The following is a 20,820-nucleotide window of genomic DNA, read 5'->3' as shown; positions in this document are numbered from 1 at the left end:
GCCCCTTCCTCTGCCTCGGCCCAGGTTCCCGCCGAACCATTCAAACATCGTTAACGGGCGTTAAATATGACCTTCATCAAGGGTATTTATGAACCGATTTCGGACAGGCTGGGCTGCGACATTGCATTGGGTCGCCAGGCGTCCCACAATCGCGACACGTTCGCGTGGTGTGTCCCGGTGCGCCCGGGGTTGACCGGACACGATCCTTAACGCGACCTCAATTTCGGCGGCGCAGGTTGAACGAAATCCGCTGGTTGAAGAGCCGTGTTGCGCTCGAACTCGTCTTTGGGGACGGATGATCGGGGAAGACCATAACGTCTTGAGGTCTGTGCGCAGAGGTTGGTGCCTCTGGTGGCGCGCGGCATTCGCGCTGGCGATCTGCCTTTCGTTCACGCATTGCGGCAAGGCCCCCAATCCCGAGGCGTTGGCCGCCAACGCGTCGACGGCCCAGGGGCTGACCTTCGACGATCGTTTTCCGGCACCTGAATTCAGCGACCGTTTCCCGTCTGCGCAGGAGAGCTTTCGGCTTCACACGCCCTCCGACTTCGCCCCGAAGCCGGCGTCCTCTCAGATCGCATCGCTGGAGCCGCAGCGGCCGGGACGGCCGCAGCGTGAGGAACTGACGACCCTCGTCAGCATGAAGTCGTCGGCCTTTCCCTATTTCGGCAACAATCCGGCATCCGACGCACCGTTCCTGAACGTCAGCAGCGGTGAGCGCCGCGGCCACCGCAGCTTCTCCGGCCGCGTCTACTGGCAGGACCAGACCTACAACGACAGCCGTGTGCTGGTGCACGTCCCCGAACAATTCGATGTGCGCAAGCCGGGCGTGATCGTCGTGTTCTTCCATGGCAACGGCGCCACGCTGGAGCGCGACGTGCGCGACCGCCAGTTGGTGCCGCAGCAGATCACCGCGGCCGGCGTCAACGCGGTGCTGCTCGCGCCGCAGATGGCCGTCGACGCCGCCGATTCGAGCGCCGGCAAGTTCTGGCAGCCCGGCGGCTTCAAGCGCTTCATGGACGAGGCCGCGGCCAGCCTCGCCCGCCTGACCGGCGATCCGGCAAGCGCGAAGACTTTCGCCGGCATGCCCATCGTAATCGTCGGCTACAGCGGCGGCTTCCTCCCCACGGCATGGAGCCTCGAGGTCGGCGGCATCAGCGACCGCGTGCGCGGCGTCGTGCTGCTCGATGCGGTCTACGGCCAGCTCGACAAGTTCGCCAACTGGATCGAGCGCAACCGCTCCGGCTTTTTCATCAGCTCCTACACGCGCTATACCGCGCGGCATGATCAGGAACTGATGGCGATGCTGCGCAATCGCGGCATCGAAGTCTCCGAAGAAATGGACCGGCCGCTGCGCCCGGGCAGCGTCGTCTTCGTCGAGACCGACGAGGGCATCACCCATCGCGACTACGTCACGCAGGCCTGGACTCGCAACCCAATCAAGGATGTGCTGGTCAAGATGGCGGCCGCCCAGCCGCCGATCCGGATTGCGGCCGGAGCCCAGGACATGTCGAACCGCGTGTCGAGCCGCTGAGAGAGCGGCCGCAGCAACGCCTCAGGACTTCGGCAGCTTCTCGACGAAGCCGTTGAAGCAGGCGAGCCGCTCGTCCTCTTCCTTGGTGAACTTGCAGTCGCCGACCGCCTTGGCCTTCATCGCCTTCGGCTTGGCGGCCGGCGGAATGACGGCGTCGTAGCAGTTCAGGCGCTCCTTGGTTCCGTCATCGATCTCCAGGCAGGCCTGGAGCTTGGCGGCCGCCGATTGCGGCTTGGCCGGCGCTGCGGCGGCGGTCTTCGTCCCCTTCGGCTTGACCTGCACCAGCGGTCGGTCACCGACCATCGGCGCGCTCTGGGCCAGCGCAGGGGTGCACAGCAGCACTGCAGCCAGGCTCAACATCATCTTCTTCATGCCATATCTCTCTCATCCGACCCGTGGGCACGCGAGGACGTCCGTCGATGCTACTCGCCGGCCGTGGCAGAATCCACGCCCCAGCAGCCCCCACGACATCGGCCTTTAATCCGGTCGGGCCGGCTTTGCCAAGCGTCAACCCGCTACTCAGGCCGGAACCGCGATCCGCGCGCGCTGGCGGCTGGCCAGGATTGCCAGCAATGCCAGGGTCAGGAACATCAATGCGACGTAGCCGGTGGCGCCGAGCAGGTCCCGCGCGAACAGGCTGCCGCCGATCGCGGAGCCGATGGCCTGGCCAATATAGAGCACGGAGGTGTTGAGCGACACCGAAGCCGAGGCGAGCGGCGGCGCGGCTGCCACCAGCCGAACCTGCTGCATCGAATTGGTGGACGCAAACCCCAACCCCCAGATTGCGACCGCCACCGCCATGAGGCCGTAGGTGCCTGCCGCCAGCGTCCAGGCCGACACGCCGGCGAACATCAGGCAGGTGAACAAGAGCGACGTCCGGTAGGCTCCCCAGCCATCGACGATCCGGGTTGCGATGACGACGCCGAGAAAGCCGCAGGCGCCGTAGATCGCGAACACCAGGCCGATCTGGTTGGAGTCGGCGCCAGTCAGGCGCTTCAGCAGCGGTCCCATGAAGGTGAAGATGACGAACTGTCCCGACATCTGCAGGGTCGTGACCAGGAGCAGCAGGACCACCAGGCGGTTGCGGCCGAGTTCGGTCCAGGTCTTCAACGCGACCGGCGCGCCCTTCAGGCCGGATGGGAGGCGCCATGTCAGCAGAACAAAGCTGACCGTGCCGGCCGCACCGACCGCGAGATAGGCGGCTCGCCAACCGGAATGACTGCCGATGAAGGTGATCATGGGCAGCCCCACGGCGGCCGCCAGCGACCAGCCCAGGAAGACATAGGCGATGGTGCTGCCGCGTCTCTCGACCGGGCTGATCAGCGCCGCCGTTCCGGCGGCCTGCGGTGTATAGAGAGCGCCGCCCGCGAGCATCACGAGGCGCAGCGCGAGCAGGCTCGCATAATCGGGCGCAAACGCCGAGCCGAGATTGCCGAGCGTGAGCACCAAGAGCGTCGCTGCGAGCAGACGGCGGCGATCGAAGCGGCTCGTCAGCCAGGCGGTCAAGGGCGAGCAGATGCAGAGCACCACCGCGCCGAAGGTGATCAGGAGCCCCGCCGTCTGAACGCCGACAGCAAGATCCGAGGCGAGTTCCGGCAGCAGGCCGGCGGGCGCGAGCACCGAGCAGCCGGTGACGAGATTGCCGAGCATGAGCGCGGTCGGCGCAAAGCGCCCGGGAGCGGATGTGGATGTCATCGCGCCTCAATAGCAGAGAATTCCATGCATTTGCATGAAAATGTCTCATGCCGTCCATGACTTTCTCTCGTCCTGCCTCCTTCGTCCATTCTCGTCAGCGCGCGGGGGCGGACTGCGCCGCCGAGGCCTGCGGCGAGGGAATCTGCGTCCACGGAACCGGCGTACTCGTCGGACGGGCGATGGCCTTGGACGGCGGGCAGCTGTCGGTCAGCATCTTCAGGGCAGATTGCAGGCCTTCGCTGCTCACCGGAAATGTCGAGACATTGCGACGCGCGACATTCAACAGGGAATCGCTCAGCTCGGCCGACGGCATCAACGACAGCGTTTTCACCTGGCTTGCATTCAGGAACACGCCCCAGGTCTCGCGATCGCCCGACCGCCGCGGCGGCGAGAGGAAATTGAGCCGCATATCTCCGCTCGCCATCGCCAGCGGACCCGGCGGCGAGCCGGCCGGCGCGATGCGCTCGACGTCGAGCTCGAAGCGGTCCTGATCGAAGCAGACCATCTGCAAGCGCGTGGTCTGGAACGTGCTCTCACCGTCCCTACGTGCGAGAATGGTCTTGTAGGCAATCCCTCGGCTGGCGGTCTCGAACATCCAGGGGCTTTCCACCCGCTGCCGCCTGTCGAGCGCAAACCGCGCGATCTCCTCCCGCGTCAGGATGCGCATGCTCTCGAACGGGACAGACCGCGCCACCGTCAGCAGACCGGGATCCGCGCCGAGCTTGGTGATGTAGTCGAGCACCATCTTGTCGGCCCGAGCCATCGCCTGCTGCATCGCCTGCGCCCGCATCTCGCGGGTCGGCACGCCGCCCGTGAAGTTCAGGATGACGCGCGGAGAATGCACCGCGAGCGTCGCATCCGCTGCGATGTCACGTGTGGACGCGCCGAGCAGCAGGTAGGGACAGGCCGAATTGCACGTCGCCCCCCGCGTCCAGACCTCGCCATGCAGCTCGCGTCCGGACAGCTTCAGCTTGCTACAAGCTTCGCCCTCCTGAGGCTCGAAGCCGCACTCGCGCAAGGTGGTACGTCCCACCCGCACGGCGGCCTTGCGCTCGCGCAGCATGTCGCCGATGGCGAGCGCCTGCTGCAGATTGCCGCCTGGAGAATTGAAGTAGATCGGCAATCTGCGCTCGCCGATCTGCTTCATGAACTTGCGGAAGCGCGCGGCGGCGCCGCCGTCGATCTTGCCTTCAGCGGCGATCCAGCTGTCACAGCCATGTCCACAGGCGTCCGAGGAGCCCTTGACGAGCGCGAACGCAATCGGCGCCGAGCCATCTGCGATCCGCGGCGACGGGGCGCGGCGCGCGGCCGGCCTGGACTCCGTTGCAGGTCTGGCCGGGGGCCTTGGCTGCGCCGCCGGCTTCGGCTGCAAAGCCTTTTGCTGCGAAAGAGGTCTCGGCTGGACCATGGATCTGGACTGGTCCGCGGGCCTTGTTGCCGCCGGAACGGCCGCGAACGACGACAGGCTCGACAACACGCACATGATCAGTGCGGCCCCAACATGAATGCCGCCGCGCCGACAAACGGAGAGCGGCGCCTCCCCTGCAGACTCCATCGCCAAACGCGTCCCCACGCCCCGAACACTTGAAGTTGTATCATACCGGTCCGCGGCGGCAATCTCCGCATCGCCGCACCGGCCGCAATTGGGCGGTTTTCCCGTCCCTCTCCCGGTTGCAGCCTGAAAATCCCCTGCTATACCCCTTGCTCCCGCTTACCTGCGCTCGTTCGCAGGAGTGAGCTCAAGGAGTGACCCATGTCCGATCCGAAATCGCCTGATTCCAAGTCCGACCAGCAAAAGTCCAATTTCCAATACAGCCTCAGCAACCTGAAGCCCGCCACCCCGGTCGAGAAGATCACCATCAGCTTCCCAGACGGCGCCCGGCGTGAATATCCCAGGGGCACCACCGGTCTCGACATTGCCAAGGGCATCTCGCCCTCGCTCGCCAAGCGCACCGTCGCGATGGCGCTGAACGGCGACCTCGTCGACCTCGACGATCCCATCACCGAGGACGCCAAGCTCGAGCTCGTCGACCGCGACGACCCGCGCACGCTGGAATTGATCCGGCACGATTGCGCGCACGTGCTCGCCGAGGCCGTGCAATCGCTGTGGCCGGGCACCCAGGTCACGATCGGTCCGGTGATCGAGAACGGCTTCTATTACGACTTCTTCCGCAACGAGCCGTTCACGCCCGAAGACTTCGCCGCGATCGAAAAGAAGATGCGCGAGATCATCGGCCGCGACAAACCCTTCACCAAGGAGGTGTGGGACCGCGAGAAGACCAAGCAGGTGTTCCGCGACAAGGGCGAGGCGTTCAAGGTCGAGCTGGTCGACGCCATTCCGGGCAACGAGCCGATCAAGATCTACTACCAGGGCGACTGGTTCGACCTGTGCCGTGGTCCGCACATGACCTCGACGGGGAAGATCGGCAACGCCTTCAAATTGATGAAGGTGGCGGGCGCGTATTGGCGCGGCGATTCCAACAACCCGATGCTGACCCGCATCTACGGCACCGCCTTCGCCAAGCAGGAGCAGCTCGACGCCTACCTCAAGCAGATCGAGGAGGCCGAGAAGCGCGACCACCGCAAGCTCGGCCGCGAGCTCGACCTGTTCCACTTCCAGGAGGAAGGTCCGGGCGTCGTGTTCTGGCATCCCAAAGGCTGGAGCATCTTCCAGGCGCTGATCGCCTATATGCGCCGGCGTCTCGCCGGCGAGTATGACGAGGTCAACGCGCCGCAGATCCTCGACAAGTCGCTGTGGGAGACCTCCGGTCACTGGAACTGGTATCGCGAGAACATGTTCGCAGCGCAGTCCGCCGGCGACGAGGCCGAGGACAAGCGCTGGTTCGCGCTCAAGCCGATGAACTGCCCGGGTCACGTGCAGATCTTCAAGCACGGCCTGAAGAGCTACCGCGACCTGCCGCTGCGGCTCGCCGAGTTCGGCGTCGTGCATCGCTACGAGGCCTCCGGCGCCATGCACGGCCTGATGCGCGTGCGCGGCTTCACCCAGGACGATGCGCATGTGTTCTGCACCGAGGACCAGCTCGCGGACGAGTGCCTGAAGATCAACGACCTGATCCTGTCGACCTACTCGGACTTCGGCTTCGAGGGCGAATTGACGGTGAAGCTCTCGACCCGGCCGGACAAGCGCGTCGGCACCGACGAGATGTGGGATCACGCCGAGCGCGTGATGGCGACCGTGCTGAACGAGATCAAGGCGCAGAGCAACCACATCCGCACCGAGATCAATCCGGGCGAAGGCGCGTTCTACGGGCCGAAGTTCGAGTATGTGCTGCGCGATGCCATCGGCCGCGACTGGCAGTGCGGCACCACGCAGGTCGACTTCAACCTGCCGGAGCGGTTCGGCGCGTTCTACATCGACGCCGACGGCGCCAAGAAGGCGCCGGTCATGGTCCACCGCGCCATCTGCGGCTCGATGGAGCGCTTCATCGGCATCCTGATCGAGCACTATGCCGGCAGCTTCCCGCTGTGGCTGGCGCCGACGCAGGTGGTCGTCACCACCATCACCTCGGAAGGCGACGAATACGCCAAGCAGGTGCTGGCGGCGTTGCGGCGTGCGGGTCTGCGGGCCGAGATCGACCTGCGCAACGAGAAGATCAACTACAAGGTCCGCGAGCACTCGCTGCAGAAGATCCCTGCCCTGCTCGTCGTCGGCAAGAAGGAGGCCGAGACGCATTCGGTCTCCGTCCGCCGGCTCGGGCGCGACGGCCAGACCGTGATGCCGACCGCGGAGGCCATCGCCGCTTTGGTCGACGAAGCGACGCCGCCGGACGTGCGGCGCCGTCAGCGCGAGGCGGCGTGAGCTGTCCCGGTTCGTAGCCCGCATGAGCGCAGCGACAGGCGGGAACAGTTTCCCCGGGTGTCGCTTGCGCTCACCCCGGCTACGGGCGCTGCTATGCCGACAGGGTGGCCACGGCATCCGTCGCACTCCCATCCCGGCCCGCCGCCTGCCGCGCCACCTCGGCGCATTCGGCCATGTAGAGGAACATCGTCGCGAGCATCCGCTCGATCGCCTCGCGTCCCCTTGGCAGGATGGTGATGGCGTCGGTGCCGCGGACGAGCAGGCCCTTCTCCTCCGCATCACGCAGCAGCGTCAGCACATGCTTGCGTGACACCGAAAAGCGCGTCGCCAGTCCATTGATGGAGAGCGGCACGGGACCAGCGGGCGGGAACGGCTGGTCCGGCCCGCCCCCTTGGGCCAGGCTGAACAGGATCACCATGCCAGCGGTGCGCTCGGCAAACGGCTCCAGCTCCGGCGCGCCGTCGAGCACCCGCACGCCGGCGATGAAGCGGCGGCCAAGCTCGAGCACGAAGGTCTTCACGAAGGCCGGATCGTTCAGCGCCGCCCGATAAGCCACGGCGACCGGCAGCACCGCGCTCATCGCGTCGAACTGCACGCCCCACCGCTCGCGATGCAGCGCGATGAGCTTGTCGGTCGGCACCAGCGGACGCCGGCGTCGGTCGAGATTGGAGGCGGACGCGACCAGCCCGGTCGCGCGCATCAGCGCCAGCATCGCCTCGCAGCGGCCGCGGCTGCACAGGCCGAGCCTGACGCACATCTCCTTCATGGCGCCGACGGTGAGGCCGAGCTCGCCATCGCGCTGCTCGGCGAAGTGCAGGTACAGCGCGACATGTGGAAACAGCGCCCGCGCCCGGTCGCTCAGCAGCGCATTGAGGATGCGGTCGCCCCGGTAGAGCCTGACGGCAGCCTCGGTCGACGCCCGCATCGCCGCGGCGAAGCCCGGCTCGCGGCGCAGCCGCACGACGGCATCAACTGAAGGTGTCAGCGCTGTCATTCCCACCGCAAGTCTGCTGCCCCGGCCGGCCGCGAACTGCGGTCTCCAGCGTCATCTTTTTACCGATCCACCCAAATTTCCACAATTGCCACGGCCGAGGCTGGCGGCGGACCGATGGCCGCAGCCAACCAGGCCGGGGCCGCCGTGTGAGGCGAAAGATTGCAGGATTCACGTCACGGCTGCACGGCAGCTTGAGCAGAGCGCGCGCCGCCTGCGGCTGCGGCAACACGCGGTAGAACCGATCAAAACGCCGTTCCGTGGTCTCGTTGCAGGCGAAGGCGCATGCTATCTGTCCCGCGTGCAACCAACGAGACATCACGACGTGACCGATGCGATTGAACTGCTGAAGACCCGCCGCTCCGTGAAGCCGCGCGAGATGAGCGGCCCCGGCCCCTCGCCCGCCGAGCTCGACACCATCCTGACCATCGGCGCCCGCGTGCCCGACCATGGCAAACTCGCGCCGTGGCGCTTCATCGTGTTCGAGGGCGACGGCCGCCGCCGCGCCGGTGAGGTCATCGCGTCCGTCTTCGCCAAGAACAACCCGCAGGCCAGCGCGGCCGAGCTTGAGGTCGAGAAGAACCGCCTGATGGAGGCGCCGCTGGTGATCGGCCTCGTCAGCTTCACCCGGCCGCATCCCAAGGTGCCGGCCTATGAGCAGGAGCTCTCCGCCGGCGCCAGCGCGATGAACATCCTGACCGCGGCCACCGCGCTCGGCTATGGCGGCTGCTGGCTGTCCGGCTGGTTCATGTTCGATCGCGATGTGATGAACGGGCTCGGCCTGAAGCCGGAGGAGAAGCTCGCCGGGCTCATTCATATCGGCAAGCCGACCAAGCCGAGCGAGGACCGGCCACGCCCGGCGCTGGCGGAGATCGTGACGCGGTTCTGACAACGCAGCCCGCAGTCCGTAGCCCGCATGAGCGAAGCGACATGCGGGGACGGTGTTCCCGGGGCCGCTCCGCTCGCCCGGGCTACGCACTGCGCACTCGTCAGCCATCACGCTGCCTTCGACGACCGCGCGCCGAACTGCGCCAGCAACCCCGCGATCTCCGATGCCGGCTTTGCGGCGCTGAACAGAAAGCCCTGGACCTGGTTGCAGCCTTCGGCGCGCAGCCAGTCGAGCTGATCCGATGTCTCGACGCCCTCGGCGGTGGTGATGATGTTGAGGCTCTTGCCGAGGCCGGAGATGGCCCGGACGATGGCGAGGCAGTCGGAGCGCTGCGCGAGATCCTTCACGAAGGAGCGGTCGATCTTGATCTTGTCGAACGGGAAGCTGCGCAGATAGCTCAGGCTGGAATAGCCGGTGCCGAAATCGTCCATCGAAATGCGGATGCCGAGCTGGCGCAGCTGATGCAGCGTCGCCAGATTGGCCTCGGTCTCGGCGAGCAGGATCGACTCGGTGATCTCCAGCTCGAGCCGCTCCGGCGCCAGCGCCGACTGCGCCAACGCCTGGACCACGACCTGCACCAGGTTGCGGCTGCGGAACTGCACGGCCGAGAGGTTCACCGCCACCTTGATGCCATCGGGCCATCGCGCCGCCTCGTGGCAGGCCTCGCGCAGCACCCATTCGCCGAGCGGCACGATCAGGCCAATGTCCTCAGCCACAGGGATGAAGTCGGCCGGCGAGATCATGCCCTTGTCGGGATGACGCCAGCGCAGCAGGCATTCGAAGGCAGAGATGGCGTTGGTCGCGACATCGACCAGCGGCTGGTAGTGCAGCTCGAACTCGCCATGCGCGAAGGCGCGGCGCAGATCGTGCTCCATGTCGCGCCGCTTCTGCGCCTGGCGGTCCATCTCCTTTTCGAAGAAGCGATGCACGCGGCCGCCGTCCTGCTTGGCGCGATACAGCGCCATGTCGGCGTTCTTCATCAGCTCCTCGCAGCTCGCGCCGTCGCCCGGCGACAGCGCGATGCCGATGGAGGCGCCGATCACGAGCTCATTGCCGTCGATGTCATAGGGCGCGCCGAGCGCCGCGATCAGGCGGGCGGCACATTCGCTCGCGTCGTTGACGCCGCTGCTCTGGCTGATGATCACCGCGAACTCGTCGCCGCCGAGCCGCGCCGCCAGCTTGCCGCCATGCATCTGCTGCGTCAGGCGGCCGGCGACCGCCTGCAGCAGCCGGTCGCCCATCGGATGACCGAAGGAGTCGTTGACGGTCTTGAACAGGTCGAGGTCGATGCACATCACCGCGATACGCCGGTCGGCCGCGCCGGCGCCGTCGAGCTCCTGCGTGAGGCGCTGCTGGAAGAACTCGCGGTTCGGCAGGCCGGTCAGCCCGTCATGGTGCGCCATGTAGGCGATGCGCGCCTCGGCGCGACGGCGCTCGGTGATATCGACGATCGCGACCAGCACGCCGTCGCGGCCGTCGAAGGTGATCTCTCGGCCATAGGTCAGCACCTCGATCTCGCTGCCATCGGCCTTGCGATGGCGCCAGTCGCGATGAAACAAGTCACCGTCGGCAAGCCGCAACAGCGCGTCATCCAGGCTCTCCCATTCGCCCGGCGGCCAGAGATCCCAGACGTTCATGCAAAGGAGGTCCGCCCGGCCGTAGCCGTAGTGGCCGACCATCGCATCGTTGACATTGAGGATCTGCGCGGTCTTCGCGTCGAGAATGCACATCGGCACCGGATTGGCGTCGAACAGCAGCCGGAACGACGCCTCGCGCCGCTTCAGCGCGGTCACGTCGGCAATGGTCAATGAGATGATGTCGCCGAAGGCGTGGGCGCCGAGCCTGAGACTGCGGGCCTCGCTGTCGAGCTCGAACTGGTCGCTCCGCCCGTGCGTGACGACGTCGAACAGCCGCGCCATCACCTCGGACGTGCACAGCATGTTGCCGCCCTGCTTCAGCCGATGCCATTGCAGCGTCGCCGATGGCAGCCTGAGCAGCTCGGCCGCCGCGCGATTGTGATGGACGACCTGAAAATCGCAGGGCATGCCGACGCTGTCGCGGATGGTTGCGAGCGAGACCACGCCGTCATCCGTCGTCGAGAAAATCGCATCGAGCAGATTATATTGCGCGTCGCGCTCGTTGACATAGGTCCCGACCAGCGTGCTGCCCCACCGCGAGTTGGTCGGCAGCGCCAGGACGTCATAGCTGCGAACCATGCCGTCGCGCACGCAATGCGCATGGGCGAGATAGGGCTGGCCGCTGGCGAGCGCGCAGTTTGCGGCCTCCACCAGCACGGTGGCGCAATCCGGCGACACGGCCTCGACCGCGACGCCCGAGCGTTCGTCCTGCAACCATTGTTGGACGTAGCGGCCGCTGCGCGAAATCTGCAGACCGCCGTCTTCGTTGTTGAGCACCGCGATATGATCGGCGAGACGGCCGAGGCTGCCCAGCATGACGTCCTCGTAGCGCGGCAGGCGCTGGCCGGGCTTCAACGCGGCCTGCCATTTGCGCCTGAGCACCGGGATGTCGTCAAACAGATCGCTGCTGATCGTCGTCAACGCCTTGGTCGTCGCGGCACTCATCATTTCCACTCAATCGCCACCCTGTCGGTCCCGGCGGTATCTGAAGCAGACGCGGCTTTAACGAGCTGTAAATGCATTGGCTTCGCGCGTGGCGCGCAGCCATTGTGACAGTTTTAAGTGGTTCCATGGTTATCGCGCATTAGCGACTGTGACAGCATCGCTTCACGTTCGTCGCCTATGTCGCAACGGCGAGGTCGAGACCGATACGGCATAGATGCGGATGTGAACCTGCGATCTCGCGACAATCTCTGCCCGAGTTTTGCTGATCGAACCGCCCTCTTCGAACAGAGGGCGCAGGGAGAGCCGGACCTCGACTGAGGTCCGTGGCCCGCCTGCGAAAAAATGCAGGCGGCAGGTACCACGGGTCAGCCGGAAACCCGGCCCTCCCTGCGCGATGGCTGAACGGCTGCTTCGCGTTCTCCCTGGTGCGCCGGGCTTTCTGGCCACCATCCCCCGCACGACGCGCGAGCATCGCTGTGAGGTTGATATCAGCATCGGGATATCAGGACCGCGCGACTTGACCGTGCGCAGCGAATTGTTCGTCGGCGCGAGAGACTCGCGCTGCAATCCACCACGCCCACCGCTCCCCGCCTCGCGTCTCGTGACGACCGCGATACGCCCCTCATCTCGAGGCGGGATGCGCGGAAGATCGACCTGATTTGCCCGACGACACAAGAACTAATAACTGCGACAAAGTAACCCGACGGGCAGATGTGGCACGACTTAGCGAGTCGTGTCGCGCACCACTGCTTCGACAATCACCGCTGTCGTCCCGGCCTTGAGCCGGGACCCATAGCCACCGGCCGCGGTGATGCGGGCCACTGACAGCGACGTCCCCCGATAGCATCCGCGGTATGGGTCCCGGCGTTCGCCGGGACGACACCCGTGGTCAGGCGCGCTCCTGCCCAAAACGCTGTTCTTGCATCAGTCCTCCTCCAGACGGATGCCTGCGTCGCTGAGCGCCCGCATGATCCGCTCGATGTCCTCGGGGTCGACTGTGTTAGCCGGGCAAAGTGCGTTCAGCTCGTCGAACGTGATCCAGCCCTTCTCGCCGATCTCGATGGCCTGGCGGATGACGTCGAATATCTGCATGCGGCTCTCCCGGAGACTGGCTCTCATAGATAGCGGGGAGAGTCGGTGTCCTTCTGCGGGGCCATTTCACGTGCGAGCCGCTTACCGCGCGAGCACCTCGACCTCGCCGTCGACGCCGTTGACGACGCTGAAGGAGCGCTCGAACACCTTGCCTTCGTTCTTGGCGATGGCGCGGTAGTCGCCTTCGGACAGCACGACCTTGGGGAAGGCGCCGATCGATTCCTTGATCACGTCGCCGCCGGGGTTGATGACCGACCAGGCCGTGTTGGCGAGCGCCTCGCCGCCCTTGTCGGAGACGAGCTTCAAGGTGATGACCGCGGCGCGATGGGTCACCGTGACATCGGTGAGCTTGCCGGCCTGGACGCGGATGTCGGAGCGCACCACCGAGTTGGCGTCGCCATAGTTGGAGACGATGTAATAGGTCCCCTCCGGCAGCATCAGCATGTCGCCGGCGGCGACGTTCGGCACCAGCGGCGCCCGCTCGCGGCCGTCGAACTGGCTGCCCTTATAGATGGCAAACGAGATCTGGTTCTGCGGGATCTTGCTGGTGCCGACCCTGCCCTCGAGACGCAGGCCCCCGGCCGGCAGCACGAAGGATTCGCGATCGGTCTCCGGCTTCAGGTTCACGGACCTGACCGCGCTGACGAGGCCGAGCGCGACATGAACGACATAGGTACCGGGCGGCAGCACGATGTTCGGCGTCGCGCCGCGATCCTCGCGCAGCATCTTGAAGGCGCCGGATTCGTCCGGCCGGTCGGCGAACACGCGCCAGACCAGCCCGCCATTGATGTTCGGCAGGTCCTTGCCGAACCGCGCCGACAGCGACAGCACGCCCTGATTGGGGGCTGCGGCCGGCGGAGCGGCAACCGGGGGGATCGCAGCCGGCGCGCCGGGTGGAATCGCGGCGACCGGCGGTCCCGGCAGCGCCTGGGGTGCCGGCGGCGGAATGGGGCCGGAGGGTGGTGCCAGGCTGACCGCTGCCCCGGGATCGGGCACCGAGGCCGGCGGAACCGGCGGCGGCCTGTCGCTGAACAGTTGCGCTGCGGCCGGCGACATCGAGAGCCCGGTCAGCGGGCACGACAAGGCGAGCACAAGCCATAGCCGCCCGCTGCGCCGGAATCTGGTGAACCCGCGACCTGTCGTCATCATCCTGCTTTTGACCGAAAACGCGGCAAATTCAAGCCTCTACTCAACTGTCCCCGAGGAACCGCATGAGCGGCGTGCGACTTGGTCGCATTCTCCGGCGGTGAGCCGCCGGGGCGCGCAGTTCCGTCCAGGGGAGCGTTCACATCAGCGGCATCCGATGCTTCCGTCGACCCGGCATAAAGGATGCTTCTGGTAGGCTGGTGCTAGGCTGTCATGCGTCATGAGTCCGTTGCCGACTCATTGCACACAGTATGCGTAGGCGTGGAGATCTCGGTGCTGGATATTCTGAAAGGACGCCGTGCGAGCGGAACCGAAGGTTCCGATGTCGGTCTTGGGACGATCCGCAAGCCGGTCATCGGCCTGGCACTCGGCGGCGGTGCGGCGCGCGGCTTTGCCCATATCGGCGTGCTCCGAACCCTGATGGCGCACGGCATCGTGCCCGACGTCGTGGTCGGCACCTCGATCGGGGCCGTGGTCGGCGGTGCCTATGCGGCCGGCCAGCTCGATACCCTGGAGGAATGGGCGCGCAGCCTGCAGATGCGCAACATCCTCGGCTATCTCGACATCCGCCTCAACGGCTCCGGCCTGATCGGCGGCGAGAAGCTCGCCGCCCAGCTCGAAGCCTCGCTCGGCCGCGTCACCATCGAGGAGCTGCCGATGAAGGTCGCAACCGTGGCGACCGAAATCCGCACCGGTCACGAGATCTGGCTGACCCATGGCAGCCTGGTCGATGCGATGCGCGCCTCCTACGCCCTGCCCGGCATCTTCGCGCCGGTCCTGATCGGCGACCGCTGGCTGGTCGACGGCGCCATGGTGAACCCGGTGCCGGTGTCGGCGGCGCGCGCGCTCGGCGCCGAGATCGTGATCGCCGCCAACCTGTCCAGCGACGTGTTCACGCATTCGACGACGATCTACTCGCATGGCCAGCCGGTCGAGGTGCCGGAAACGGTGATGGAGAGCGCGCCGCCCAAGCGCCGCTTCGGCAGGCTGTTCTCGCCGGAGCGCGCGGTGAAGCGGCAGTTCTTTGGCGGCGGCGGCCGCCCGGGCATCTCGTCGGTGATGGTCGATGCCTTCAACATCATGCAGGACCGCATCACCCGCGCACGTCTCGCCGGCGATCCGCCGGACCTTCTGATCTCGCCGCGCGTCGGCCAGATCGGCTGGTTCGACTTCCACCGCGCGGCCGACCTCATCGCGTTCGGCACCAGGGCGGCCGAACGTGCGCTGGATTCGATCCAGGAGACCATCGGCCAGGCGACCGGCGCGGTGACGCCGACCGGCGGCGGAGCGACGACTACGCCGTCTTGATGTACTGACGCAGGGCTTCCTGCTCGGTCTCGTATTCCTGGACGCGCCACTTCACGACGTCGCCGATCGAGATCAGGCCGACGACGACGCCGCCCTCGATCACCGGCAGATGGCGGAACTTGCCGTTCGTCATCACTTCCATGATCGAGGCGACGGTATCCGCCGGCTTGCAGCTCACCACCCGCCGCGTCATCACGTTCGACACCGGCTCGGTCAGCGCCGAGGCGCCGCGCTCGCCGAGCGCGCGGACGATGTCGCGCTCGGATAGGATGCCCTCCATCCGGGAGCCCGACATCACCAGCACCGCGCCGATCTTGCGGTCAGCGAGCCGCTTGGCGGCTTCGGCGAGTGTGGTCTGGGACTCGACGCTCTCGACCTGATGGCCCTTGATGTCGAGGATCGCACGTACTGTCATTGCTCGTCTCCTTCAGGGGCCGGTGTGCCTTCTTGAGCGAGGCGTCGTTGCGGCCGATGCTTCCAGCGATCGTCAGTCAAGCGAGTCTTCAATCAACAGTCTGGCAACGCAACGGATCCAATCCTCCCGATTACGCTTTGGTTGCATTGCACTCGGCAGGCTGGCCTGCGCGGCACAAAATGGCCTGCTTTCGTTCATCCGGAATCGTGCTCCGGTTGCAGTGGACGTAAATGATGAATGAAATCACCTGCGCTCGCAAGCGCAGGATTGCGGCAACTAGCGGTCGACCACGTCGGACGGTAACGCAGGCGCAGCATCGTCACGCACATGCGGGGTGGGATCGAACAGCGCAAACAGGATCAGGCCGGCGATGAAGCCGCCGATATGAGCCTGCCAGGCGACGTCGGCGCCCTCGGCGCCGGGCGTGATGCCGCCGATGCCGAACACGATGTTGACGCCGAACCACACTGCCAGAAAGCCGAGCACCCGCGGATTGCGCAGCGCACGCGTCAGCGACAGCGCCGGAACCCTGGCCGCCGCCTCGGCATCGCCGCGGGTGAACGACAGGAAGCTGCCGCTCACGAAGGCAAAGCGCATCGCAGCCGCCATGGTGCCGGACACCGAGGCCGAGGCGCCGATCATCGGCGCCAGCGCGTGCTCATGGGTGAGCAGATGCGCCAGCGCACCGGCCGCCGCCGTCACCGCCATGAACAGATAGAACCGGGCCGCCCCGAAGCGGCGCGCGAGCGCGCTGCCGAATGGCAGCAGCCACAGCACGTTGAAGCCGATATGCGCCAGATTGGCGTGCAGCAGCGAATAGCTGACGAAGGTCCAGATCTTGGCCGGCGTGCCGCCGGGAAACGCCCCGTCCATCAGGGTCTGGTCGTATCGTTTCGGGACGAAGGCGAACAGGTCGATGATCCAGCCGTTCCACTCGTCCGGCAACAGCACGCGCAGATGGATCACCGCGATCAGCAGGATGTAGGCGGTCAGTGCGCCCGGCAGATTGAGAATCGGCTCCCGCGCCTGCTGGAGCGGCGGATCCTGCGTGAGGTCTGACGAGGAGGAATCCAACGGAACGCACGCCTTCGACGAGAGGAACAGATCCGTCAGATAGGCGGCTTTGGCCGGCCTGTGCAAGCGCACGGCGGCAGAGTTGATGTGCGGCGCGGTGGCAGCGGCGGAGAAAGGGCGGCGGATCCGCAAAAAGAACGAGGGAGGGTCCTGAGAAAACCCTCCCTCCGAGACTTGCCGGCCTTTGCCGCGTCCGGAGCGCCCGAGGTTGTTTTCCCCACCCCGCCCCGTCGCGACGACCAGACTTGTTTGACGCCGCCTGCGTGTACCTCACCGTATCGCGGCGGACCTTCCACCGTCCGGCCGCGATCTGATGAACGCATTGTTAACGATCGCTCGGCGGCCGCCAAGCTCATCGTTAATTTAACCTTAACGCGCGGAAGGCCGGGGGAAAGCCGGCACGATCGCACCATCGGCATGGACGCTGCACCGCCCCTCCTGCGAAAACAAACCAGGGAGGCGCCTGGACGAAAGCGGGACAGCAATGTCCTCCGTGACGTCGAGGGCGCGAGGGATCACCGAGATGAAACATCCGTCCAATCGCGAGCTCTTCGCCTATTGGAACGACAGGCGTGGCCATGCCAAGGCGCCGGAGCGCTGCGACTTCGAGCCGTCGGCCGTGCGCGAGCTGCTCGGCGACATCTTCGTCTTGTCCTGCGACGCCGACAGCGGCTTTCCGTTCCGCATGGCCGGCACGCGGCTGTGCGCCCTGCTCGGCGGCGACGTCAAGGACAGGAGCTTCCCGGCGCAGTTCGCGCCCGCCAGCCGCCGCGAGATCGAAGAGATCGCGATGGTCGTGTGCGAGGAGACGCTGCCGGCGATCGCCGGCGTCAGGGCGCAGGGACCGGATCGCACGACGGCGCATTTCGAGCTGCTGCTGCTGCCGTTCGCGACGCGCGCGCACGAGCCGATCAGCCTGACCGGCCTGCTCGCCCCGTTCGAGACGCCGCGAGGCGCGCTCGGACCGCTGGAGATGGTGTCATGGCGCTACATCCATCCGCCGGCCGAGCCGATCGTGCCGCGCGCGCTGCGCAAGCTCGCGCTCGCCCGCGGCTTGATGGTGTATGAGGGCCTGCGCTGACTGCGGCGCGCGTAGTTAGGACTTCTGTGCAGAAGCAACCGCAAATACTCCAATTGCGTGACCGCTAGCGGATTGTTGTAAGGGCCGAGAGTTTCGTCTGGAACCTTTCGCGCACCTTCTCTGCCCCGCTCTTCGGGTCTTTGGCCATGAGTGCGTTGACGACGACGAGGCCCTTGCGATAGGCGTCGACGGCGTCTTGCAGGGAGCGGTCATCTTTTCCCGGCTCGCTCTGCTCGCGCGCGGCGTCACCGATGCGCTCGTAGCCTTCCGCCAGCTCAAGTTGACGCTTGCTATCGTCGGGAAACCTTCCCGCGAGCTGCAGCCGGATTTGCAGACCGGCATCATATTCCTTGAGCGCGTTTACGAAGTCGTGCTGCCTTCGCCAGGCGCTCCCAAGCCTATCGTGTGTGTCGGCTACGTCGCGCGTCCATGCCACTTTATTGAGGCCCTTTGCGGTGATCTCCTCGCGAATTGCCAGAGCACTGCGGTATTTGTCGATCGCGCCCGCCGGGTCCTGTTCTGCCACCGAATCGCCGATGATGACGTATTGCCGGGCGAGGCGAATTTTCCAGTCGACCTTGTCGGGATCGTCGCGGGCGAGGCCGGCTGAGAGGTCGACTGCCTTCTGGAAGTACTTCAGTGCGTCGTCGAGCTGGTCTTGCATCTTGTACACGCGGCCGATCTGCTCGTAGATCCTCGACAAATTGGATCGATAGATGTTGTTTTTCGGCTCCCTGCGGACCAGGGCTTCCCGTATCGTCATTGCCTGCTCGTATTCCGCCAGAGCTTCCTTCGGACGATCGTGCGCAGCAAGGACATCGCCGATCCGGGTCCGAGCATCCGCCACGGCCTTCTGCGCATCCGGATCGTTCGGGTCCTGAGCCAGGAGAGCGGTGCCAATCGCAAGGGATTTCCGGTACCAATCCAGCGCGCCCTTCCAGTCCGTATTCAGGAGGCTGTCCGCAATCTTGTTCTCGACGAATGCGATTCTTGGGCGCGCTGCGCCGTCCGCGGGATTCTTGTCAGCCAGCCGCTGCGCAATCCGTAGCGCGTAATCAAGTTCCGCTGCGGATCGCTTCAGGTCACGGCCCTCGAAGGCGTCTCCGAGTCGGAACGCAACCTCATAACGCAGCTTCTTCCACTCGTCGTTCTCGGCGTCGCTCTCGAGGAGCTGGTCAGCGAGGTCTTTGGCCTCTTCGATTTGTGTTAAGGCAGCGTCATGTGCTCCAACCAGCAGGTACACATCCGAGAACTTCGTCAGCAGCTTGGCGCGATACTCCATGACTTCCGGCCGATTCTCGACGGCACCGAAGATCTTCTCGGCGCCGCGCAGCAGCCGTTCAGCACTCGAAACCTGGATTGCGCCGGTATTGAGCTGATCCTGAATTACATCGAGCACGCTCCCGACGACGGAAAATGCACTTTTCGCGCTCCGCAGCGCGGATTGCTCCTCCAAATCCGCCTTTCGCCAGCCCCACACCGCAAAAACGAGCAAGGCCGCCATGACAATCAGCGCGCCGTTCCTGGCGCGGGAATATCGTCGCGCCTGCAGCTCGTTGTGGGCCCGACTGGCCGCCACGAGCTCCTTGAGCTCCGGCGCGCCCTCCATGTAGGACGCCGCGTCGTCCAGAGCGGCGCCGGAGAGCAGATAACCGGCGTCGAAGCCGGATGCCTGCCAGCGCTGCGCCGTCGCGATGAGCTGCAGCTTCGCCTTGGAGCGGTTCCGCTCGTCCTGCAGCCAGTCGCGCAATCGCGGCCAGCCGTCGATCAGCGCGCTGTGGGCCAGATCGAAGCGATCGTCGTCCCAGCCGACGCCTGGGCTGCGCCGGATGAGCTCGGCATCCACATATCGCTCCAGAACATGGTCGACGCGACCGGCAGGCGCGATCTGCACCAGAACGTCCCGCCGCACCCGGCGGCGGATGAACCCCTCCACATCGGGCTGCACCAGTTGCAGGAAGACGCACCTCGCGGCCGCCTGGTCGTCAGACGTCAGACCGGCGTAAATCGCTTCTGCTGTACGGATCAGAGCGTCTCGCGGCTTGCCCACCTTATGATAGGCTTCCCAGGTGATGCGGTTGCGCTCGCGCTGGTCCCACAGCCTTCCAAGGGCAAATTGCAGCATGGCCAGCGCGCCCGCATCGCCGGCAACGCTCTTGGCGAGGTCCTCGACGATTCCCTCGTCGAACTTGAGCCCGACCGTGGTGGCCGCGCTCTCGATGATGTGCTGCACTTCGGCAGCGTTGGGCGGCGCAAGCGAGAAGCGCGCGGCCGGGTTCTCCCCGAGTGACTTGAGCGCGGCGAGCTGAAGCGCCGGTTGCTGGTACCGCTCCTCGATAATGAGGATGGTCCGGTCCGGCTGGCCACGCGCTCCGACCAGTGCCTGAACAAAGCCCTCCCTCGTCTTCTCGTCCGAGCAGATCGTAAAGATCTGCTCGAGCTGATCGACAACCATGATAACGGGCCGCCCCGGAAATACGCCGTCGAGCAGGGCGCCAAAAAGCTCTGGCGAACGTTCGAGCTTCTGCTTCTGCTCGGTGATCCATGTTTCGAGTTTGAGTAATGCGGGATTGGCAGCCGCCTCATATATGCTCGTGAGCAACGCGGCGAACGGATCTGCTCTCGGAACTACGACCAGAACGAGCGGGCTCTTGCCTTCCCCGGCAATCTGCGACTTCATCCTTGGGATGGCGCCGGCCATTACAATCGATGTCTTGCCGCTTCCCATCGGGCCGGTGACGAGCACTGTTCGCTGTTCGCGAAGCTGCTCCAGAAGTCTTCGGACAGCCTCCTCGCGCCCGAAAAAGCGCCCTGCGTCGCCTTCGTCGAACGGGTTCAACCCTATGTAGGGATTGGCGGCGCTGGTGAGGTCCGGGGCGTGCGATGGGTCGAAGGGGGCGAGGGCGGGCAGCGTGGCAGAGAGAGCCTCCCGATCGCCGGCCGAAAACTGATACGACGTCCAGTAGGTAATGATGTTCTGGGCAGCCTCGCGGTCGGCCGGCGAATCTATCCATCGTCCCGCCGCCTGCGCCCGATCGACGAACTTATGGACGTCGGCAAGCAGATCTTGGTCGTTCTCTCGATCGCGGGCCGCGCGCATCAACGCGATGTGTTCGGCGCGCAATTCGGTTAGCGAGGTGAATGTTGACGGCACCGGTCCTGAGGCGTCCGGCGCAACTTGGTGATCTTTCGACAT

Annotated in this window: 15 protein-coding genes; 5 read left to right on the top strand and 10 right to left on the bottom strand. The window is 65.7% G+C overall.

What is annotated here, in order from left to right; genetic code table 11:
* The first annotated feature begins 370 nt into the window (after positions 1-370).
* Positions 371-1,531: an alpha/beta hydrolase gene (locus QX135_RS09930; protein ID WP_316177232.1), complete on the top strand. Its 1,161-nt coding sequence runs from the start codon at positions 371-373 to the stop codon at positions 1,529-1,531.
* Between the two features lie 21 nt (positions 1,532-1,552).
* Here QX135_RS09930 and QX135_RS09925 read toward each other — a convergent pair whose 3' ends face one another.
* The 3 genes from QX135_RS09925 to QX135_RS09915 all read right to left on the bottom strand — a co-directional run bounded on the left by QX135_RS09925 (position 1,553) and on the right by QX135_RS09915 (position 4,598).
* A complete protein-coding gene (locus QX135_RS09925) occupies positions 1,553-1,903 on the bottom strand; it encodes a hypothetical protein (RefSeq protein WP_315737513.1) in 351 nt (116 codons plus the stop codon).
* 147 nt (positions 1,904-2,050) lie between these two features.
* Complete coding sequence (locus tag QX135_RS09920; RefSeq protein WP_316176455.1) at positions 2,051-3,226, bottom strand: MFS transporter; 1,176 nt, start codon at positions 3,224-3,226, stop codon at positions 2,051-2,053.
* 94 nt (positions 3,227-3,320) lie between these two features.
* Positions 3,321-4,598: a hypothetical protein gene (locus QX135_RS09915; RefSeq protein WP_316176456.1), complete on the bottom strand. Its 1,278-nt coding sequence runs from the start codon at positions 4,596-4,598 to the stop codon at positions 3,321-3,323.
* A 381-nt stretch (positions 4,599-4,979) separates the two neighbouring features.
* Between QX135_RS09915 and thrS the strand changes: the two genes are divergently transcribed.
* Positions 4,980-7,046: a threonine--tRNA ligase gene (thrS, locus tag QX135_RS09910; RefSeq protein ID WP_316176457.1), complete on the top strand. Its 2,067-nt coding sequence runs from the start codon at positions 4,980-4,982 to the stop codon at positions 7,044-7,046.
* Between the two features lie 91 nt (positions 7,047-7,137).
* Here the strand turns inward: thrS and QX135_RS09905 are convergent, their stop codons facing one another.
* On the bottom strand, positions 7,138-8,040 hold the full coding sequence (locus tag QX135_RS09905; protein WP_410052027.1) for a hypothetical protein: 903 nt from the start codon (positions 8,038-8,040) through the stop codon (positions 7,138-7,140).
* A 322-nt stretch (positions 8,041-8,362) separates the two neighbouring features.
* Between QX135_RS09905 and QX135_RS09900 the strand changes: the two genes are divergently transcribed.
* The gene (locus QX135_RS09900) at positions 8,363-8,926 is read left to right on the top strand and encodes a nitroreductase (RefSeq protein WP_316176459.1); all 564 of its coding nucleotides are present in this window, start codon (positions 8,363-8,365) and stop codon (positions 8,924-8,926) included.
* Between the two features lie 107 nt (positions 8,927-9,033).
* On the opposite strand, the gene QX135_RS09895 is transcribed toward QX135_RS09900, so the two are convergent.
* The 3 genes from QX135_RS09895 to QX135_RS09885 all read right to left on the bottom strand — a co-directional run bounded on the left by QX135_RS09895 (position 9,034) and on the right by QX135_RS09885 (position 13,749).
* Complete coding sequence (locus QX135_RS09895) at positions 9,034-11,508, bottom strand: putative bifunctional diguanylate cyclase/phosphodiesterase (protein WP_316176460.1); 2,475 nt, start codon at positions 11,506-11,508, stop codon at positions 9,034-9,036.
* A 924-nt stretch (positions 11,509-12,432) separates the two neighbouring features.
* Positions 12,433-12,600 carry an RNA polymerase sigma factor region1.1 domain-containing protein gene (locus QX135_RS09890; RefSeq protein WP_316176461.1) on the bottom strand — a complete coding sequence of 56 codons (168 nt, stop codon included), beginning with the start codon at positions 12,598-12,600 and terminating at the stop codon, positions 12,433-12,435.
* A gap of 81 nt (positions 12,601-12,681) precedes the next feature.
* Positions 12,682-13,749: a hypothetical protein gene (locus QX135_RS09885; RefSeq protein WP_410052023.1), complete on the bottom strand. Its 1,068-nt coding sequence runs from the start codon at positions 13,747-13,749 to the stop codon at positions 12,682-12,684.
* Positions 13,750-14,019: 270 nt separating this feature from the next.
* On the opposite strand from QX135_RS09885, the gene QX135_RS09880 reads away from it, so the two are divergent.
* Positions 14,020-15,054, top strand: coding sequence for a patatin-like phospholipase family protein (locus tag QX135_RS09880; protein WP_315737504.1), 1,035 nt, complete (start codon positions 14,020-14,022; stop codon positions 15,052-15,054).
* On the opposite strand, the gene QX135_RS09875 is transcribed toward QX135_RS09880, so the two are convergent.
* Positions 15,041-15,469, bottom strand: coding sequence for a CBS domain-containing protein (locus QX135_RS09875; protein ID WP_315737503.1), 429 nt, complete (start codon positions 15,467-15,469; stop codon positions 15,041-15,043). The genes QX135_RS09880 and QX135_RS09875 overlap by 14 nt on opposite strands.
* A 276-nt stretch (positions 15,470-15,745) precedes the next feature.
* Complete coding sequence (locus QX135_RS09870) at positions 15,746-16,543, bottom strand: rhomboid family intramembrane serine protease (RefSeq protein WP_316177236.1); 798 nt, start codon at positions 16,541-16,543, stop codon at positions 15,746-15,748.
* A gap of 523 nt (positions 16,544-17,066) precedes the next feature.
* On the opposite strand from QX135_RS09870, the gene QX135_RS09865 reads away from it, so the two are divergent.
* Positions 17,067-17,624 carry a PAS domain-containing protein gene (locus QX135_RS09865; RefSeq protein WP_316176462.1) on the top strand — a complete coding sequence of 186 codons (558 nt, stop codon included), beginning with the start codon at positions 17,067-17,069 and terminating at the stop codon, positions 17,622-17,624.
* A gap of 64 nt (positions 17,625-17,688) precedes the next feature.
* On the opposite strand, the gene QX135_RS09860 is transcribed toward QX135_RS09865, so the two are convergent.
* Positions 17,689-20,820: a tetratricopeptide repeat protein gene (locus QX135_RS09860; protein WP_316176463.1), complete on the bottom strand. Its 3,132-nt coding sequence runs from the start codon at positions 20,818-20,820 to the stop codon at positions 17,689-17,691.

It is taken from the genome of Bradyrhizobium sp. SZCCHNR1098, assembly GCF_032489375.1.
Classification (GTDB): Bacteria; Pseudomonadota; Alphaproteobacteria; order Rhizobiales; family Xanthobacteraceae; genus Bradyrhizobium.
This window is presented reverse-complemented; position numbering and strand designations above follow the sequence as displayed.

Bases quoted from the DNA above. Each gene is read 5' to 3' on its own strand.
- QX135_RS09865 (WP_316176462.1), top strand. From the start codon at position 17,067: ATGAAACATCCGTCCAATCGCGAGCTCTTCGCCTATTGGAACGACAGG.
- QX135_RS09920 (WP_316176455.1), bottom strand. From the start codon at position 3,226: ATGACATCCACATCCGCTCCCGGGCGCTTTGCGCCGACCGCGCTCATG.
- QX135_RS09860 (WP_316176463.1), bottom strand. From the start codon at position 20,820: ATGTCGAAAGATCACCAAGTTGCGCCGGACGCCTCAGGACCGGTGCCG.
- QX135_RS09890 (WP_316176461.1), bottom strand. From the start codon at position 12,600: ATGCAGATATTCGACGTCATCCGCCAGGCCATCGAGATCGGCGAGAAG.
- QX135_RS09925 (WP_315737513.1), bottom strand. From the start codon at position 1,903: ATGAAGAAGATGATGTTGAGCCTGGCTGCAGTGCTGCTGTGCACCCCT.
- QX135_RS09895 (WP_316176460.1), bottom strand. From the start codon at position 11,508: ATGAGTGCCGCGACGACCAAGGCGTTGACGACGATCAGCAGCGATCTG.
- QX135_RS09885 (WP_410052023.1), bottom strand. From the start codon at position 13,749: ATGATGACGACAGGTCGCGGGTTCACCAGATTCCGGCGCAGCGGGCGG.
- thrS (WP_316176457.1), top strand. From the start codon at position 4,980: ATGTCCGATCCGAAATCGCCTGATTCCAAGTCCGACCAGCAAAAGTCC.
- QX135_RS09905 (WP_410052027.1), bottom strand. From the start codon at position 8,040: ATGACAGCGCTGACACCTTCAGTTGATGCCGTCGTGCGGCTGCGCCGC.
- QX135_RS09875 (WP_315737503.1), bottom strand. From the start codon at position 15,469: ATGACAGTACGTGCGATCCTCGACATCAAGGGCCATCAGGTCGAGAGC.